10 protein-coding genes are annotated in these 17,851 nt (G+C 62.6%); 3 read left to right on the top strand and 7 right to left on the bottom strand.

Going from position 1 to position 17,851, the window contains the following annotated elements; all coding sequences use genetic code 11:
- Positions 1-128 precede the first annotated feature (128 nt).
- The 7 genes from IPJ12_07110 to IPJ12_07140 all read right to left on the bottom strand — a co-directional run bounded on the left by IPJ12_07110 (position 129) and on the right by IPJ12_07140 (position 10,291).
- The gene (locus IPJ12_07110) at positions 129-1,325 is read right to left on the bottom strand and encodes a PD-(D/E)XK nuclease family protein (protein MBK7646915.1); all 1,197 of its coding nucleotides are present in this window, start codon (positions 1,323-1,325) and stop codon (positions 129-131) included.
- Positions 1,265-3,376, bottom strand: a complete 2,112-nt coding sequence (locus tag IPJ12_07115; protein MBK7646916.1) for a UvrD-helicase domain-containing protein — start codon at positions 3,374-3,376, stop codon at positions 1,265-1,267. The genes IPJ12_07110 and IPJ12_07115 overlap by 61 nt, the downstream gene beginning before the upstream one ends.
- A complete protein-coding gene (locus IPJ12_07120; GenBank protein ID MBK7646917.1) occupies positions 3,376-3,924 on the bottom strand; it encodes an NAD(P)H-dependent oxidoreductase in 549 nt (182 codons plus the stop codon). The genes IPJ12_07115 and IPJ12_07120 overlap by 1 nt, the downstream gene beginning before the upstream one ends.
- A 55-nt stretch (positions 3,925-3,979) precedes the next feature.
- Positions 3,980-6,652, bottom strand: a complete 2,673-nt coding sequence (locus tag IPJ12_07125; protein ID MBK7646918.1) for a PD-(D/E)XK nuclease family protein — start codon at positions 6,650-6,652, stop codon at positions 3,980-3,982.
- A 24-nt stretch (positions 6,653-6,676) separates the two neighbouring features.
- Positions 6,677-7,342 (bottom strand): helix-hairpin-helix domain-containing protein, encoded by a 666-nt coding sequence (locus IPJ12_07130; GenBank protein ID MBK7646919.1) that lies wholly within the window; start codon positions 7,340-7,342, stop codon positions 6,677-6,679.
- 49 nt (positions 7,343-7,391) lie between these two features.
- Positions 7,392-9,578, bottom strand: a complete 2,187-nt coding sequence (locus IPJ12_07135) for a patatin-like phospholipase family protein (protein MBK7646920.1) — start codon at positions 9,576-9,578, stop codon at positions 7,392-7,394.
- Positions 9,579-9,640: 62 nt separating this feature from the next.
- Positions 9,641-10,291, bottom strand: coding sequence for an OmpA family protein (locus tag IPJ12_07140; GenBank protein ID MBK7646921.1), 651 nt, complete (start codon positions 10,289-10,291; stop codon positions 9,641-9,643).
- 164 nt (positions 10,292-10,455) lie between these two features.
- On the opposite strand from IPJ12_07140, the gene IPJ12_07145 reads away from it, so the two are divergent.
- From IPJ12_07145 to IPJ12_07155, 3 genes are read left to right on the top strand one after another with little or no spacing between them, the layout of a single operon-like run.
- Positions 10,456-12,513 carry a site-specific recombinase gene (locus tag IPJ12_07145; GenBank protein MBK7646922.1) on the top strand — a complete coding sequence of 686 codons (2,058 nt, stop codon included), beginning with the start codon at positions 10,456-10,458 and terminating at the stop codon, positions 12,511-12,513.
- Between the two features lie 9 nt (positions 12,514-12,522).
- Positions 12,523-14,211, top strand: coding sequence for an outer membrane protein assembly factor (locus tag IPJ12_07150; GenBank protein MBK7646923.1), 1,689 nt, complete (start codon positions 12,523-12,525; stop codon positions 14,209-14,211).
- Between the two features lies 1 nt (position 14,212).
- Positions 14,213-17,845: a translocation/assembly module TamB domain-containing protein gene (locus IPJ12_07155; protein MBK7646924.1), complete on the top strand. Its 3,633-nt coding sequence runs from the start codon at positions 14,213-14,215 to the stop codon at positions 17,843-17,845.
- The last annotated feature ends 6 nt before the right edge of the window (positions 17,846-17,851 follow it).

Consider the following 17,851-nt stretch of genomic DNA (forward strand, 5'->3'; position numbering starts at 1 on the left):
TTACGGATCATTTCGTCGGCGCCAGCTCAATCAGCCGCCCCTGCAGGGGAAAATAGATGGCCAGGCGCAAGGGCACGGATGCTGTCGCGAAGAGACTGGCATAGCGTTCGAGTTGCGGCCGATAGCTCTCAGCCCGCTGCAACAATTCTGCTCCGGGGCAAGCGGGCAGTCTTGTAATCGATGATCCAGCGACAACCTTCTGTCACAAAAATCCGGTCGATCACGTGGTGCAGCGTGGTATCGCCCACCTGGCTGCTCCAGGCCTGCTCGGCGGCCGCTTCGGGATGATCGTCCAGTAGCCAGCGCCCCGTTTCTGAATCCAGCGTGTTGCTCACCGCAGCAACAACGTCGCCCGCACCACTGGCCGCCTCGGTTTCGCTGTGCCCCTGCGCCAACAGCCAGCGCTGATAGGCCGGCTGCAAGGTGACGACTCTTGCGGTCGACCAGGTTTTTAGCCCAATTTTCGAAATCAGCTCCAGGCAGCGGTGCACCAGTGTGCCAACCGAGGCTTCGAGCGACAGGCCGGGCTCGGCCTCGTCAAGATCAAGCGGATTATCCGCCGGGCGCAGATCTTCAGATATTTTGCACAACGCCGCCGGCAGTCCGATCTGGCGCAGGCGAACCAGTGGCGGTACAAAAGTGGCAGGATCGATGCCGACGCTGACCGGCACTACCGCTTCGGCATTGGCCAGCGCGTCAGCAAACAGCGTCTGGGCGACGCCCGGCCACAGCAGCTTGAGCAGCGTGCCACTGGCCGGCGCTTTCAGTCCGTCATCCTTCTTCTCGTCGGCGACGGCCACACCAACCAGATGCAGATTGCGAATGGCGCGGGTAGCGGCGACGTAAAGCAGGCGCTCGTCTTCGTGGGCCGCACGTTCAGTTTCGAGTTTTTTCAGGTAATCGTAGGCGGTCGGCTCGCCGTTAGCGGCGCCTTTTTGCTTCATCGGCGCGACCAGCAGATGTTCATTGCCATCGGCGCCGGCCACTTCGTCCCAGAGCAGCAGGCTGCTGTCGTTGCCGCCGATGCCGCGATCCAGACCGGGCAGAATCACCGTGTCGAATTCCAGGCCTTTTGATTTATGCACCGTCATCATCTGCACCGCACTCCCCAGCGGATCAGACGGCGCATAAAGATCGGCGGCATGCGTGGCCAGCGTTTCGGCACTCAGGTTGCGACTGGCGACCAGCTTGTCGAGCAGCGAGAAAAAGGCTTCGACGTCGTTCAGTGCCTCGGGAGATTCCAGGCAACGCGGCCCACCCAGCATCAGCCAGATGCCTTCCAGCCAGCGGCGGGGATGCTGCCGACCGCGGCCGGCAAAGGCCACCTGCAGCACATCGCGCACATGTTCAGACGTTGCCGGCCGTCTTCGGACATCCGACCAAGGCGGGCATCATCCTGCATCAACTGCCAGATCGTCGATTTCCGGTCGTCGGCTGCCAGTGCATGCAGATCGGCCAGCTGCAAGCCGCACCAAGGGGCGCGCAACATGGCCAGCCAATGGACGCGATCAGCGCGGTGATGCAAGGCACGGAACAGCGTGAGCAGATCCTGCACGTGCTGGCGGCCATCCAGTCCTTCGATGTCGACGGCCTGAAAACGCAGATCCGGCGCACTGCGGCGGATTTCTGCAACCAGCGCATCGAGGTGGCTGCGGGCGCGCACGAGGACCGCGATGCGCTCGTCCGGCGCCTCGCGGCGAGCCTGCTGGATGATGCTCAGGACGCGGCACGCCTCTTCACCGGCTGCGTCTGAACCTTCACGTTCGATCACCGGATGCACGACCACGCCGCTATCGGCGCGCGCCGGGCGAGTGGCCGCCGATTCGGCATAGCGCACGGCACCGGCTTCCGGGCTATCGTCAGCCGGAAAAATACTCGGAAACGCCGCATTCACCCAATCGACGATGCCCGGATAAGAGCGGTTATTGCGGAACAGCCGCAGATGGTCGAGCCTGATATCACCGATGCCCCGCTCACGGACACGCAGGAACAGCCCGACATCTGCCTTACGAAAACGATAGATCGACTGCATCGGATCGCCGACAACGAACAGCGTGCGGCCATCATCGGGCATCCACCCACGCGTCAGCTTTTCGATCAGGCCGACCTGACTCGGGCTGGTGTCCTGGAATTCATCGACCAGCAGGTGACGAATCCGGTAATCGAGGGCCTGCGCCAGATCGGTCGGGGCCTCATCGTCGCCCAGCGCCAGGCCGGCGCGAGCGGCGATTTCGATGAAATCGACTTCGCCAGCTTCCTGAAAGGCCAGCCACAACTGCCCCGCGGCCAGCCGCAGCAGGCGCGAGAAGCATTCGACCGTGGCCCACTCACCTTCGCTCAATTCGGGACGCGGCAGCTTGACCAGCATGGCCAGCGCCTCTTCCAGCCCGGCGACGCCGCGCAGCTCGGCAAGCAGTTCGAGCATGGCCTTTTTCTGGTCGCCGAATTCCTTGTCGGCCGGAAAACCGATACGTTTGTCGACCGTCTTGCGCAAAGTGCCGGTGGTGGTCAGCAACAAGGTAGCAACGGCCTGCCAGCTCGGTAAATCGGCGATTGCTGCGGTCAACCGGAAATTCCAGTCAAAAATGAAATCCAGTGTTCCCGGCACATTGGCCGCTGCGAAGCGGGCCAGCGGCATCAACAGCGTTTGAACGCGGGCATCGAGCAATTCGCCGACCGTCGCCAGATCGCGCTCGATCAGCGCCGCGAAGCCTGCCTCGACCTCGGCCTTCATCGCCCCGCTTTCGATGCGCGAGGCATGGTGCAGCCACTGGTCGCGCCGGCCGAGCATGGCGATCAGCAGCCTTTCCAGCCGTCCAGCATTGTTGTCCATGAAAGCCAGCGCTTCGGCCACGACCTCGGCATCGTCGCCGCCGGCCTCGACCATTTCCAGCGTCCGCCGGGCCGCCGTGGCGTAGTGGGCTTCGGCATCCTCACTGACGCCGGGCTGGCTGCCGAAGCGACTGAGATAAGGCATTTGCCGGGCCAGGCTGGCGCACAGGGCATCCAGCGTCGTGATGCGCAGGCGGCCGGGGTGGCCGAGCAGACGCCAGCCTTGCGCTGCGTCGTGGGCGAGTACTTTCTGCGCCAGCCCGAAAGTCAGCTGCTTGTGCGGCTGTTCTGGCATTTCACCGCTGGCCGCGCGCTCCAGGCTGCCGAGAATGCGGTCGCGCATCTCGGTCGCCGCCTTGTTGGTGAAGGTCAGCGCCAGCACTTCCTCGGGATTCTCGACGACGGCCAGCAGACGCAGATAACGCTGTGTCAGCAGCTCCGTCTTGCCAGCACCTGCCGGCGCCTCGACGATGAACGAGGCGACCTCGAGCGCCCGCTGGCGGGCAATTCGGTCTTCTTCGAGGCGGTCGGGCGCTGGCTGCATCAGGCCTTCAGTTTTCGTGACCAGTTGGCCAGCGCCTGCATTTGCGTAGCAACCAAGTGGATCAGCTTGGCGTCGGTGAGGTTGCCATCGGCATCAAACAAGCCGGCAAAGGCGCTGGCGAAAACTTCCGGCTTGTTCAGCGGGTGCAGGTCCAGAAACACGCAAACCTGCCGCAGATGGTATTGGGCGCGCGAGGTGCCCATGCCACCACCGGCGCCCATGATGGCGATTGCCTTGCCGGCCAGCAGGGCGTTATCCGGCTCCCGCGAGGCCCAGTCGAGCGCATTCTTCATGGCCGGTGCCATGGAATAGTTGTATTCCGGACAGGCCAGCACCAGCGCATCGGCCGCGCCGATCTGGGCCAGCAACTGCTTCACGGCAGCCGGCTTTTCGGCAATATCGGCGTTATAAAAAGGCACGGCCGACAGATCGGCAATTTCCATCGTTACGCCTTCCGGCAATTCGGCAATCGCCGCCCGCAACAGGCCGGCATTGGTCGATTGACGGCGCAGGCTGCCGCAGATACCCAACAATTTCAGTTCACGCATGGTCTTCTCCTGTTCAGTCAGTCATTCGAGTCGGAACCCCGCCTCGTTCAAAAATTTACGGCTTGAGCGCAGCCTCAGCCAGCAGGCGTTGCCGCTCCGGCAAGCGCAGAAGCGGTAAGACTTCGCAATATTGCAAATCTCTGGTGTCGGCAAACATGACGCCAGCCTGCCCCTGCTTCACTTCCTTGGCCACCGCATGCAAGCGCTCACGCCAGTGGGTAATGACAGCGATCCAGTCCGGGAATTCAGCCGGGTCGAATGTTTTCTGTTTGTCGTCGCCGATACCCTGGACGCCGGGCAGGATGTCCTTTTCGTCGGCCACGCCGGCGAAGGCCGGCTTGTCGAGCAACACCTTGGCGAAGACGACGGCGGCCACGTCCTCATTGACCAGTGCCGCGTAGATCGGCAACTGCGGCTCGGTGATGCGTTGCTCGGCCCAGTTCCTGGTGTCGATGGCAGCACCGGTCTTGTAATCGATGATGACCTGCCGGCCATCGGCCAACTGGTCGATACGGTCGACGATCATCCGGACCTTGATGCCCTCGATCTCCACCTCGGCCGGCGCTTCGCAGGCAACCACCTCAAAACTCTGGCCGCGCATGGCTTCAACCTGCAGCCAGACCCCGAGCAGTTTGGCCAGTCGTGCTGCTTCCAGTTCTCGGAAGCGGGCGGGCAGTGTGATGCGACGGTCGAGTTCGAAATGCTGCAAAGCCTGGATCACCGCCTCGGCGATGGCCTGCTGGCGGGCTATCTCGCCCAAGGCCGCCAGCGCATCGGACGAACGGACGGCCGTCCAGAATGCTTCCAGCGCCTCGTGCACCAGCGTGCCACGGGCCGCCGGGTCCAAACCTTCGACCGGTTCATCCATCGCCTCGCCGCCCAGACGGTACTGGTAATAGGCCCAGGCCGGGCAGATCGCCTGGGCACGCAGAACCCAGCTGCCGCCGGAGACTTTTTCCCCCTCGCCAACCGGCGGCGCCATGGCATCGTCGATCGCCGCCAGCGCCGATGTGGATTCACCGGCCAATTGCCGGGCCAAGGTGACCACTTCGGCCGACACCGCGGTGACCAATGGCATGCCGGCGATCAGCGGACTCGGCCGAAGAACGCGGTTGCCGTCGGCCTGCGCATACGAAAAAGTCACCTCCGGTGCCGATTGCGACAGCCGGACATGTACGCGCCGGGCAAAATCAAGCTCGACGTCGGCGCTGGCATGGGAGGCCCCGGCGGCGCGCAGCACCTCGGCCGGCAACAGCGGATTGGGGCGCGGCGGTGGCGGCCAGAGGTCGTCATTCATGCCCATCACCCACAGCGCGTCGAAAGACAGGCCGGCGCTTTCGAGGACACCGAGCACCTGGATCGCCGGCTTGCCGCGCGTCTCCGGCTGGAACAAACGCTGGCGGCAAAGCTGCGACAGGCGACGCACCGCCTCGGCAAAGCCTAGCGGCCCGAGCAGGCCATCCAGTCGGCCAAGACCATCGAGCACCTCACCAAAAGCACGACGGGCCTGGAATTCATGGCTGGAGAGCGGGCGATCGCCGGGCCAGCCGACGGCTTTCAGACAGTTACGAAACACGCCGGACCACTGCCCCGGTAGCAGCTTGCGGCTGGCCGTACTGGCCGTTTCGACAAAGGCTTCAAGCGCCGCCACGGTTTGCGGACAGAGCGGCGCTTCGTTCTCAGAAAGGCGATGGGCCAGACGGATCAGGGCCGGCAATGTGGTGAAGTACGGCAGATCGCGGCGCAAGGCGCTATCGAGTCGCGTCCTGCCATCCGCCTCGCCTTCGGCGGCTGACCAGCCACCGGCCAGCAGCAATTCGGACAGCCGGCTTTGCTCGACCTTGGCTCGGCCACTGCCCAACGCCAGCAGATCGAGCGCGACGCGAATCAGCGGCAGATCGGCAAGCGCCCGGCCCAGCGAGAAGTTGAAACAACGCGGCGCTTCGGCCGCATCCGGGCGAATCAGTGCCGGGTGCAGGGCATCGTCAAGCAGGAACTCCAGCCGGTCACGGATACCGGCCAGATCAGGCGCGACAATACCGAGCCGGCAAGCCGGGTTGGCCGCCAGCTGTGCCTGAACCCAGGCCACCACGACGGCACATTCGGCGTCGCTGTCGGCGCAGGCAAGGACGGCACGATTGCCACGGTCAACCGGAAAAATCGGCTGATTTTCAAAAGTTACCCCACGCTGGCTCAGCGCCGCCATCAAGTCACGCTCAAGCGGTGTGTAGCGATCATAGCCAGCGAACGTCACGGCCGTGGGCAAGGAAAAATGACCGTCCTCGATCAGGGCTATCAGCTGTCGATGCAGGCCAGCCGGATCGATCCAGCCCTTGCTCCGGCAGCGTTTCTCGAAATCTGCCTGCCAGCCGACGAACAATTTGGCCTCGTCAGACAGCGCACCTGCCTCAGCCGGCAGCTTCCAGACGCGAACCAGCGCCTGCGCCTCGGCAGCGGAAGCGGCCATACCCTGAATGTCGAAAAGCGGCGCGGCTTCGGTCAACGATTCGGCGATGACCTTTTCCCAGAGCAGTCGCTCGGAAAAAGGATCAAGGGCGATCGGCAGATCGGCGATCCCGGTCAGCTGCGCTTCATCGGCCAATCCGGCCAGCCATTGCCCAAGCGTCAGCGCCTGCCGGGTGCGCCAGACAGCCTGCTCCGCCGGCAACTCGCCGCGCAGCGTTTGCGCCAGGCGAGTCGTAGCGCAGAAAAACAGGTGATCGCTCAAACCGGAATCGAAACGCTGCTAAAGTCAGTGAACACTGGCAGGAACGGCCGGACGCGGCAGCGCGGGAGCCGCCGGCGCGGCAGCGCTGACGGCTCCCGCGCTGCTCACCTTGCCGGGCAAGGCCGGGCGTGCCGGTGCCGGTGCCGATGCCGGATTGCTCGGCAATTTTCCCTCACTCAATGACGAAGCCGTCGCCGGCTTGCCGGGCATCACTGGCCTGGCAGGTAAAGCAGGCGCTGCAGGTTGGGCTGGACTTGCCTGACCCGGCGCCGCACTTGGGGCAACGGATTCTGCCTGCTTGGCCACTGGCGCCGGCAAGGCTTTGGGTTTCATCGGCGCAGCCGGCGCTTGCATCTTGGCAGCACGCCCGGCCTTCGCATCGTCAGCTTTCCTGGCGGACCTGGGGCTGCGCGCGCTTTCGGTGATCGTGCTTGCGCCGCTGTAGGCAAGCTTGCCTTTCAAGCCCTTGACTACGGATTCAGGAATATCCGGTACTTTCATCAAGTCCCTGTTCGACTTGAACTGTCCGTGCTGACTGCGATAGTCGATGATGGCCTGGGCGCGCACGGTGCCAATGCCTTGCAGTGATTCCAGCTCCTCTGCCGTTGCAGTGTTAACGTTGACCCGGGCCTGAGCCAAGCCAGCACAAAGCAGGCAGGCGAGCGCGATTATCCGCAAACGTGATTTCATGCTTTTTCTCCCCCAAAGGCTGATTGACCAGTATGCCACTGCCCGCTATTCAAGGCGTACCCACAAAAAGGAACAAATTCGACACCCCACTGGAGGAGTATCCGAAGCCGACATAAGTCGGCCCTAACGGAGTTTCACCCCCCAGATACACGGCCGCAGAATCCATGATGCCGACGTGTCTGGTCTCAGTGTAAGGGGAACCAATTTTTGCGGCCTCCAGCGCCAGCCCGATACGCATGTCGCCACGCAGGCCGAGCGGCAGACGGCCAATGATCTGTTCGGCCCAAATGCCGGCATAGCGAATATCGTCGCCGATGATCTGGTTGGGCGCCAAAGCAGTCAGATTCAGGAAGCCACCGATCGTGCCAGCATCATAGACAGGCAAGGTGCCGTGCGGCGAACCGGTATAGCGCACGCGGCCGTTGAACACCGTGCCGCCCCAGGCATAGGCACCGCGCAGGTCGACATCGGCGCGGGCGTAGTTGGCGCCGGGCGACTGGAACCATGAAACCTGGGCCGACCAGCCGCGGGTCGGGAAGTACATGCGGTCGAACTGGTCAAAATCGAGGCTGGCCTTCCAACCGGAAAAACTTTTGTCGGCCTTGGGTAGGGACGGATCGCCAATATCGAGATCGAAGTAGCGATGGCGCTGCACCCAGCCGAGTCGAACCGGGCCGAGCAGGCCGATATTGGCCCCCAAATAGGCGCCAGCGCCGGTCTCGCTATCGCGGTATTGGGCGATCCGTTTGTCGTCTTCATAGACATTGAGGCGCGTTTGTCCGACGCCGGCGGTTCCTTCGAAAAAGTAGCGCTGCCGGGCATCGAGTGGCTGGTAATAATTGATACCCAGCCGGTTGTTGGAGCCGATTTCGCCGGAATAGATCAGCTCGCCGCCGAGCTCGTTCAGCCAGGTCTGGTGATAGGCGGCACGCAGCCCGAAATTCGAACCCTGGCTGTTGTCCGCATGCAGGTTAATGGCAAAGTGGGCGTAATCCGGCCCCCAGCGCTTCTCGATCGGCATGATGCGCAGGATATTGCGATCACGCTGATTGAGCACGGTGTAATCAACACTCTCGTAATAGCCGTCACCGTACATCCGCAACAAGTCGCGATTGATTACCGATGGCCGGATGGTTTCTCCTGTTTGTACGCTCAGGTAGCGCTCGATGACCGCCGGATTGACCCGGCTCAAACCGACAATTTCGATTTCGTCGATGCGTGGGGAGGTGCGTCGAGTGACCTCGATACTCTTCCACCACGCGGCATAACTCGCTTCGCCAGTAGCCAGTCTGGCGAGCTTTTCGGCGACGGCCTCGGTCGCGGCGCGGCCACTGTCAGCAGCCGCTTCATGCTTGGCAAAATCCCCCGGCGAAATGCCTTCAAGCTTGGGCTGGATATAAATATCGCCCGGCTTGAGCGTCGCCAGCGAGCGGCTGACATTCTGTTCGGTCAAAATGCCGACCATCTGTGCCGACACGGTGAGCAGCGAACCGACCTCCTCGGCCTTGAGTAGCGGAGAGCCGACGTTGACGGCGATGACGACATCCGCCTGGCAACGCTCACGCACCTCACCGATCGGCAAGTTATCGACCAATCCCCCGTCAACCAGCTTGCGGCCCAGATGATCGACCGGCGCCAGCAAGCCGGGGACCGACATGCTGGCTCGCATGGCCGTGGTCAGCGGACCGTCACGAAAAACGACGCGCTCGCCGGTACCAATGTCGGTAGCGATGATGGACAGCGGCAGCGACAGACTCTCAATATCGCGTTCGCCCTGATTGGCGCGTACCAGCTGATTGAAAAAGAGCTTGATTTTCTGGCCGGACACCACGCCCGGCTGATAGGCCACGCCATTGCGCGACACCCCGCTCTCCGAGCCCGGCAGGTAAATTCGCGACACCATCTTGTTGCGCGAACTCATCTCAGCGTATTCCGGATTGTCGACAAACATGTCGCCCCAGTCGGCCCGCGCCAACTGCTCGCGCATGTTGGCCGGTGACATCCCGGCGGCCCAGGCGCCGGCGACCAGCGCCCCCATGCTGGTGCCGGCCACACAATCGATCGGCACGCGCATCTTATGGAGAGCCTCCAACACGCCGATATGCGCCGCCCCTCGCGCGCCACCACCACCCAGCACCAGGCCGATGCGTGGCCGGGTCTCGTCAGCACCCATTGCTACGGTCGACCCGAAAAAAAGGGCAAAAACCAAAAATGAAGCGCGGCGGCAAATCGACAAACTCATTCCCTCATTCAAAAAAAAGCCCCGCAGGGCGGGGCTTTCATTGAAGCGTCGGCCGATTACTTGGTGCCGATGACTTCGATGTCAACGCGACGATCCGGCTGCAGGCAGTCAATCAGCGCCTTGGACTTCTTGGTGCCCTTGCACTTGTCGCCGGTAACCGGCTGCTTCTCGCCCTTGCCTTCGGTGTAAACACGGTTGGCTTCGATGCCCTTGGCAACCAGGTATTCCTTGACGGCGGCAGCGCGCTTCTCGGACAGCTTCTGGTTGTAGGAGTCAGAACCGATACGGTCGGTGTGGCCAACGGCCAGGATCACTTCGAGCTTGATGGCCTGGGCCTTGGAGACCAGTTCGTCGAGCTTGGCCTTGCCGGCCGGACGCAGGACAGCCTTGTTGAAGTCGAACAGGGCATCAGCGGCGACGGTGATCTTTTCACCGGACGGCTTCACGCCAGCGACCGGAGCAGCCGGTGCGGCAGCCATCTTCGGCTCGCAGGTTTCTTTCGGCAGCAGGTCCTTGTCGCACTCGCAACCGGCCTTGTCGGCAGCAGCAGCGGCCGGGGTCCAGTAGCCATCACGCCAGCACAGGCCGAAACCGGACTTGGCGACGACGTCGCGCTGGTCGATTACATAAACGCGTTCTTGGGCAACAGCAGTAAAACCGATGCCGGCCAGCAGGGCCAGAACCAGAGATTTCTTGGCGATGTTCATATTCAGCAGTCCCGGAAAAATTAGGATGATTTAATTTTAAAACCCCGCAATTCTATTACGAAATGTCACATTTCAACCACTTGTCACGCACGGCAGATAGGCATTAACTAAGTTAGCATCCAGCCATCCGGCGATTACTCCGTCATTTTAAGATTGCAAAAACGATGGCAAAACCCCGCCTTTTTCTTCAGCGCGTATTCGGCAAACCGGCGCCAAGCGGCGATCCGGTGGCCGAGGCGCTGAACCATTTTCGTGCCCCCAAGGCCGACACGCTGGAACTGGCACGTCGCCTGGTTGCCACATTGCGCCCGCAAAGCAGGGGCGACACCGGCGCCGCCGAGCGCTATCAGGCAATGCTCGACCAACTGGAAGCAGACCCCGTGCTGCTCGCCGCCTTTCGCCGTCATATTGTCCATTTCGTCGCCACTCGCCGGCTGGTGACTTTTTTTACCGAAAGCGGCGTCCTGCCGGGTACCGGCTTTTTCTCCGAATGGTGGCGCATTCTGGGCAGCAACTTGCTGCCGGAGGTAGCTGACGAGCGCCGGCTGAAGGATTGCCTGCATATCATTTATGACCGCACCAGCGATTGGCGCTGGCTGGAGGCGATTCCTGCCACAGCCTCGCAACGTTTCTGGGCGCTGATCGCCCCGGCCGAGGAATTGCGCAATATCGATTGGCGCAGCATTCAGGAACAAATGCTCGATGCCGTCCTGCTACTGGCCCACCGGGTCAGCGGCCTCGGCGTCGAAAACGAATTGATGCGCGCCTCGCCGAATTTTGATGACGATACGCCGCGTTTCATCGCCCTGTCGGCCGAAGCGCTGGATTTCGTTAACGCCTTTCGCGCGACGCTCAATGATCCGACGCTGACAGCAGACAATGGCAGCCAGCTGCTGGTCATCGCCGACCAATGCAGCGAGACCCTACAACGCATCAGAAAGCGTGCACTCACTGTCGGTACAAGCCTCCATTTGTCTTATATTTTGACGCGCAGTGAGCAAAGCCTTGAACGCCTGCGCGACCTCGCTGCGATCCTGAACGCCGGTGAGCAGGCGACTGTTCGCGCCGATGCCATCCAGTCCTGGGGCGAGTTTGCCCACGCCGCCTTCCTGGCCGAAAACCGGCGCAACAGTTTGCGCTTTTACATGGCGCAACTCTCGCACTTGCTTGCCGTGCGCGTCACCGAAAACGCGGCACGCTCCGGCGGACATTACATCTGCGATACCCCGGCCGAATACCGCAAGATGTGGCGATCTGCTGCGGGCGCCGGGGTGCTGATCGGCCTGATGGCACTGCTCAAGATCGAGGCAGCGACATTGCAAGCGCCGCTGTTTGGCGAAGCCTTCATGTTCAGCATGATTTACGGGCTGGGCTTCGTCGCCATTTTCCTGCTCGGCATGACAGTCGCCACCAAGCAGCCGGCGATGACGGCACAAACATTGGCCGGGCTGCTCGGCGACGCCAGGGGGACGCGCAGCGCGGATCTGGAAAAAATCGTCGATGTCGCCGCCGCGGTCAGCCGCAGCCAACTGGCTGCCATTGCCGGCAACGTCATGGTTGCGCTGCCGGTCGCCGTTGCTGTCGGCTTCGGCCTCGGCTATCTGAGCGGCGAGCCGGTGATCAGCCTCGACAAGGGCGCCCACCTGATCGCCGACCTCGATCCGCTGTCGTGGGCGCTGCCGCATGCCGCCATCGCCGGGTTCTACCTCTTCCTGTCCGGACTGATCAGCGGCTACTTCGACAACCGCGCCGCCTACGCCGAGCTCGGGCCACGCATTGCTCGCTTGCGCTGGCTGCAGAGCCTGTTTGGCCGGGAGCAGGCCGGCCGCATCGGCAGCTACATTCAGGAACACCTCGGCGGCATCATGGGCAATTTCCTGTTTGGCTGCATGCTCGGCTCGACGGGTGTCATCGGCACCATTCTTGGCTTGCCGCTCGATATCCGGCACATTGCCTTCGCCTCGGCCAATCTCGGTTACGCACTGATCGGCTTCCAGTTCGCCTTGCCGCTGAAGGCCATCGCCTGGGCTGCCTTTGGCATCGCCGCCATCGGCTTCATCAATCTCGCCGTCAGCTTTACGCTGGCCATGCGTACCGCCATGCGGGCCCGTGGTATCCAGTTCGAGCACTGGGGGCCGCTGTTGCGTGCCTTGTGGAACCGCTTCAACCATCATCCGCGCAGTTTTGTGTTGCCACCGCGCCAAACTGCCGTCGACGCGTAAGATGACGGGGTGATCCACCGTTGCCTGCCCCACCCAGCATTGCTGCTCCTGCTCGCCATCGCCACCCCGCTGGTGGCCGGCGAACTGTCGGTGCACGCGCCCAGCGACATCAAGAAGCTGCTGACGCCTTGGTTACCTGACGACTCAGGCAACCAACGTCGCCTGCAGGGGCAATTGAGCGAAATCCTCGCCACCGAGGGCTACTTTTCGCCGGCATTCAATTTTGAAGAACGTGACGGCGGCCTTAATCTGACGATTGATCCAGGGCTGCGCACCACCATCACCGGCGTCGACGTCGCGGTCGACGGCAATATTGAGCCAAAAACCAAATCTTCATTGATTGACAGCTGGCAACTTCCCGTCGGCCATCCCTTCCGGCAGGATGACTGGAATACCGCCAAGCAGCAGATTCTTTCCGAATTGCTGGCAGTGGAATACGCCGATGCCCGGCTGGTGGACAGCGAGGCCGCCATCGACACCGAAGCGCACAGTGCCAGGCTGAGCACGCATTACGATACCGGCCCGCGCTACCGCTTCGGGCCATTGCGCGTCGAAGGCCTGCAGAATTACGGGCCGGAACTGATCGAGCGTTACAACCGCGCCGTGCTGGCCGGCCAGCCTTACCGCGAAGACCGCTTGAACGCCCTGCAAAGCACATTGCAATCGACGCCGTATTTTGCATCGGTGCAAACCTCGCTGGATCGTGATGCGGCTGAGATTCAGGATGACGGCACGGCCACCGCTCCTGTGTTGGTAAGGGTTCGCGAACGCTCATCGCATCGCGTGTCTTTCGGTGCCGGCTTCAGCTCCAATACCGGCGCCCGCGTCGAACTCAACTACCACACGCCCAATCTGTTCAACCAGGCCTGGGCGCTGGATAGCGGCCTGCGCATCGAACAAAAAAGGCAAACGGCCTACGCCGATGTCTTTCTGCCACCTGACGCGCGCAACCGGCGGAACAGCCTGGGTGCCATGGCAGAAGCATCCGACATCCAGGGCCTGCGCACCGAGCGTTATGCCTTCGGGGCGCAAACCGTGCAGCAACGGGGCATTGTCGAGCAACGACTATCCCTCAATTGGGAACAGGAGCGGCGCGAGACCGATGCTAGCTTGCCGAGCACCAGTCGGGCGCTGGTCCCGAACGGCGTATGGACCTGGCGGCATGTGGACAGCCTGCTCGACCCGCACCTTGGCTCGGTCGTTCAGGTGCAGATCGGTGGCGGCGCCAAGGCCGCACTGTCCGACCAGAACTTTGTCCGCCTGCATGGCCGCTTCCAGCAATACATCCCGCTCGGCCGCGTGGACACGTTGATCCTGCGTGGCGAACTCGGCTACACCTTTGCCAACTCGCGCCAGCATATCCCGCAGGATTACCTGTTCCGCACCGGCGGCGCTGGCTCCGTGCGCGGCTACGCCTACCAGAGCCTCGGCATCAAGGAAGGCAATGCCGTGGTCGGCGGTCGCTACATGGCCATCGCCAGCGTCGAAGCAACGCACTGGTTGAACGAGGCCTGGGGCGTTGCCGCTTTCATCGACGCCGGCGATGCGGTCGACGCGCTGCAGGATGTCCGCCTCGCCATCGGTTACGGCCTTGGCGCCCGCTGGCGCAGCCCGGCCGGGCCGATCGGCATCGACTTCGCGTATGGCGATCGCGACAAATCGCTGCACCTGCATTTTTCGCTGGCCATCCCGTTCTGACATGCGATGCACCCTAGCCCTCCTCGCCAGCGCTGCCGTCATCGGTGGCATCGGTTGGCTGACGACCAGTGAAAGCGGCCTGCAAACCGCCATCCAGCTGGCCGAACGAGGAACCGGCGGACAACTGCACATTGCAGACGCCAGTGGCCAGCTGCTCGGCAATCTTGACATTGGCCAGCTCAGCTGGCAAGCACCGGACTTGCAAGTCGAGGCCACGCAAATTCACCTGAATTGGACACCTTCCAGCCTCTTTCACGGTGCACTGCAAATTGCCGAACTCCGCATGGCCACGCTGCACATCGCCAGCACGCCAAGCCCGACACCAACGCCTGCGCCGACCGACCTGCAACTGCCTGTCGCGGTCAACGCCAAAAAAGTGGCTATTTCAAAATTTTCCTATGGTGAAGCTTTCGTCGCCAGCGAGCTTGAAGGCAGTTTCAGCAGCGATGGGCGTCAACATCGTCTCACCGAATTCCATGGTCTGACCGGCGACATTGCCATCACCGGCCGCGCCAACCTGGATGGTCTGGCCCCGCTCCCGCTCGACGCCAGCACCAACATAACCGGCCAGTTCGACCAGCGACCGCTTGCCATGTCGCTCACCGCTCGCGGCCCGCTGGAGCGTATTGCCCTGTCTGCGGTGGCCACGCAAGGCGTTGCCGGCCACGCCGACGTTGCCCTCACGCCATTTGCCGCCGCCGCTTTCGCCAGCGCCCGCATTGTCCTTGAAAACCTGGACCCGGCGACCTGGCAGCCGAACGCCCCCCAAGCCAAACTCAGCATTTCGGCCGACATTCAGCCACAAGACGGCGGCGTCATAGGCAGCTTCGGCCTGACCAACCATCAGCCCGGCCCCTTCGACCGTCAACGTCTGCCTATCGCCACTCTGGCCGGCACCGTCGACTGGCAAGGGGCAACTGGCAAATTCGCCAGCCTGCACGCCACACTGCCGGGCAGCGGCGAACTTGACGGCAGCGGCGAATGGCGCGATGGCGCGCTCTCCCTGGCCCTGACCGCCAGCCGACTGGATGTTGCACAAATCGCCTCAGTGCTGCGGTCAACCCGATTAAATGGCCAAATTTCAACACAGCTCAGCGCTCAGCATCAGCAGCTGAAACTCAACCTCAAGGACGCCACGTTCGGCCTGCAGGCCGACGCCCGCCACGCCGACAACAAAATCGAGCTGCCACAATTGCAGCTGAGCGCCGGCGACGCCCGCCTGACCGCGAAAGGCCAACTCGATCTGAAAACGCCCCGGACATTCACGGCCGAGGGCGAACTGCAACATTTCGACCCGAGTCGTTTCGCCAAAGTGCCGGCGGCGCACATCAATGCCAGCTTCAAGACCGCGGGCCGCCTCGATCCCCGCCCGGTGCTGGACGGCAATTTCACGCTCAAGGACAGCCGCGTCGCCGACCAGCCGCTGAGCGGTCAGGGCAGCCTGGTCATCGACTGGCCACGCATCCCGAAAGCAGACATCCAGCTGGTCACCCGCGACAACCACCTCTCGGCCAAAGGCGCCTTCGGCCAGCCTGGCGACACGCTCAACATCGACATCGACGCCCCCCAACTTGCCCCCTATGGGCTTGAAGGCAGCCTCAAGGGCCATCTGGCGCTCACCGGGTCGGCTCAACAACCCAAAATCAGCGGTCAATTAAACTCACCCAGGATCGGCCGCCCCGGCAGCTTCCGCCTCAACGCCCTCTCCGTAAAGGCCAGCGGCGGCGGCGAATCAAGCTCGCCGCTGAGCGTCGACCTCGCGATCGCTTCGCTCGACAGGCCCGATCAAGTCGCCCTGCTCCGCAATATCCGGCTTCAGGGCGAAGGCAGCAATCAGGCACACCACCTCACCGCCAATGCCGAACTGGCCGATAAAATCCTGCTCAGCATCGTCGCCGACGGTGGGCTCAATGCCGATTTCTCGGCCTGGCAAGGCAAGCTGCTCGAAGCCCGTGCCAACGGCCCCGACAAGTCCCGCAATTTCCGCCTCGCGACCCCCGCGCCTGTCAAGCTCACGGGCGGCGGCTGGAATATCGGCCCCGCCACGTTCACCGGCGACCCGCTGGATTGGCAGGCGACCCTTCAAGCCAGCGCCGATGCCCGCCAATTGCACGCCAACCTGAATGCCAGCGGCAGCCGGGTCGGCCTGGTGGAAGGCGAACTGAATGCGACCATGCTCGGCGCTTGGTCGCTCAACCAGCAAGCTCGCTGGCAAGGCAAACTCAAGACCGACATCGCCGATCTCGGCTGGCTGGCCGAACTGATGGGTGAAGGCTGGCAGAGCGAAGGCCGCCTCAACGGCGAACTGCAACTGGCCGGCACGCCCGCCAAACCATTGACCAGCGGCCGCTTCCAGGGCGAAAAGCTGGCCCTGCGCCTGCCCGAACAAGGCCTCAATCTGGCCCGCGGCAAACTCGATGTCGATCTGCGTGACAACCTGCTGCGCATCAACCGCCTCGGCTTCGACAGCCTGCTCCAGCCCATGCCCCGGCCACTTCGCCTGGAAGCCCGTGATGACGTGTCGGCGCTCACCAAACAACCCGGCCGCCTTGAAATTACCGGAGAAATGCGGGTTGACCGTGGCAGCCAGAGCGACAATGCCTTTCTCGACTTCCACCTGGATCGCCTTGGCGCCTTCCAGTTACCCGATCAATGGGTAGCAGTTTCCGGCGATGGCCGGCTGACCTGGAAAGATGGCGCCCTGGGAGCACATGGCAAGCTGACCGTCGACGCTGGCTATTGGCAACTCGCGCCGAGCGGCTCCCCCCGGCTATCCGATGATGTCATCATCACGCGACCCGGAAGCGAAAAGCCTGCTGCCAGCCTGCGCCCAAAGCTGGAACTCGACATCAGCACCGATCTCGGCCGAAATTTCATGTTCAAAGGGGCCGGCCTCACCAGCCGACTGTCCGGTGCCATCCGAATTTCCGCTCAGGGCCGCGACCTGCCACGGGCCAGCGGCACCATACGTGCCCGCAACGGGAGCTTCGAAGCCTACGGCCAGAAGCTGGAAATCGAACGCGGCATTCTCAGCTTCAATGGCCTGCTCGACAACCCCGGCCTCGACGTTCGCGCCGTGCGCAAAGGCCTATCGGTGGAAGCTGGTGTGCAAATTGGCGGCACCGCGCAAAAGCCGGTCATCAAGCTGGTTTCCGACCCCGAGCTGCCCGATGCCGAAAAGCTCGCCTGGCTGGTTCTTGGCCACGGCGCCGAACAAATGGGGGCCGGGGATGCGAGTTTGCTGTTTTCAGCTGCTGGCGGACTGCTCGGAAACAACTCGGTCAATGTCGTCCAGCAGCTGAAACAAGCTCTTGGTTTTGACGAGTTTGGCGTACGCCAAGGCGCCATTGGTGACACAGGCGGACGCCAGCCGGGCAGTCGCATTGCCGGCAGCAACTTCAGCGAGACGAGCAGCAACACCGGCCAGCAGATACTCAGTGTCGGCAAGCGCCTGTCGTCAAATGCGCTACTTTCCTATGAACAGACGCTCGGCAAGGCCGAAGGAATCGTCAAGCTGACGGTCAACCTGACCCGTCAAATTGCCATCATCGGCCGCGCCGGCAGCGACAATGCGCTGGATATTTTTTACACGTTAAGTTTTGGACGAAACCGCGACAAGACCCTTGAACAGTAATGGCGC

The sequence above is a fragment of the Betaproteobacteria bacterium genome, assembly GCA_016709965.1.
Classification (GTDB): Bacteria; Pseudomonadota; Gammaproteobacteria; order Burkholderiales; family Rhodocyclaceae; genus Azonexus; species Azonexus amarohabitans.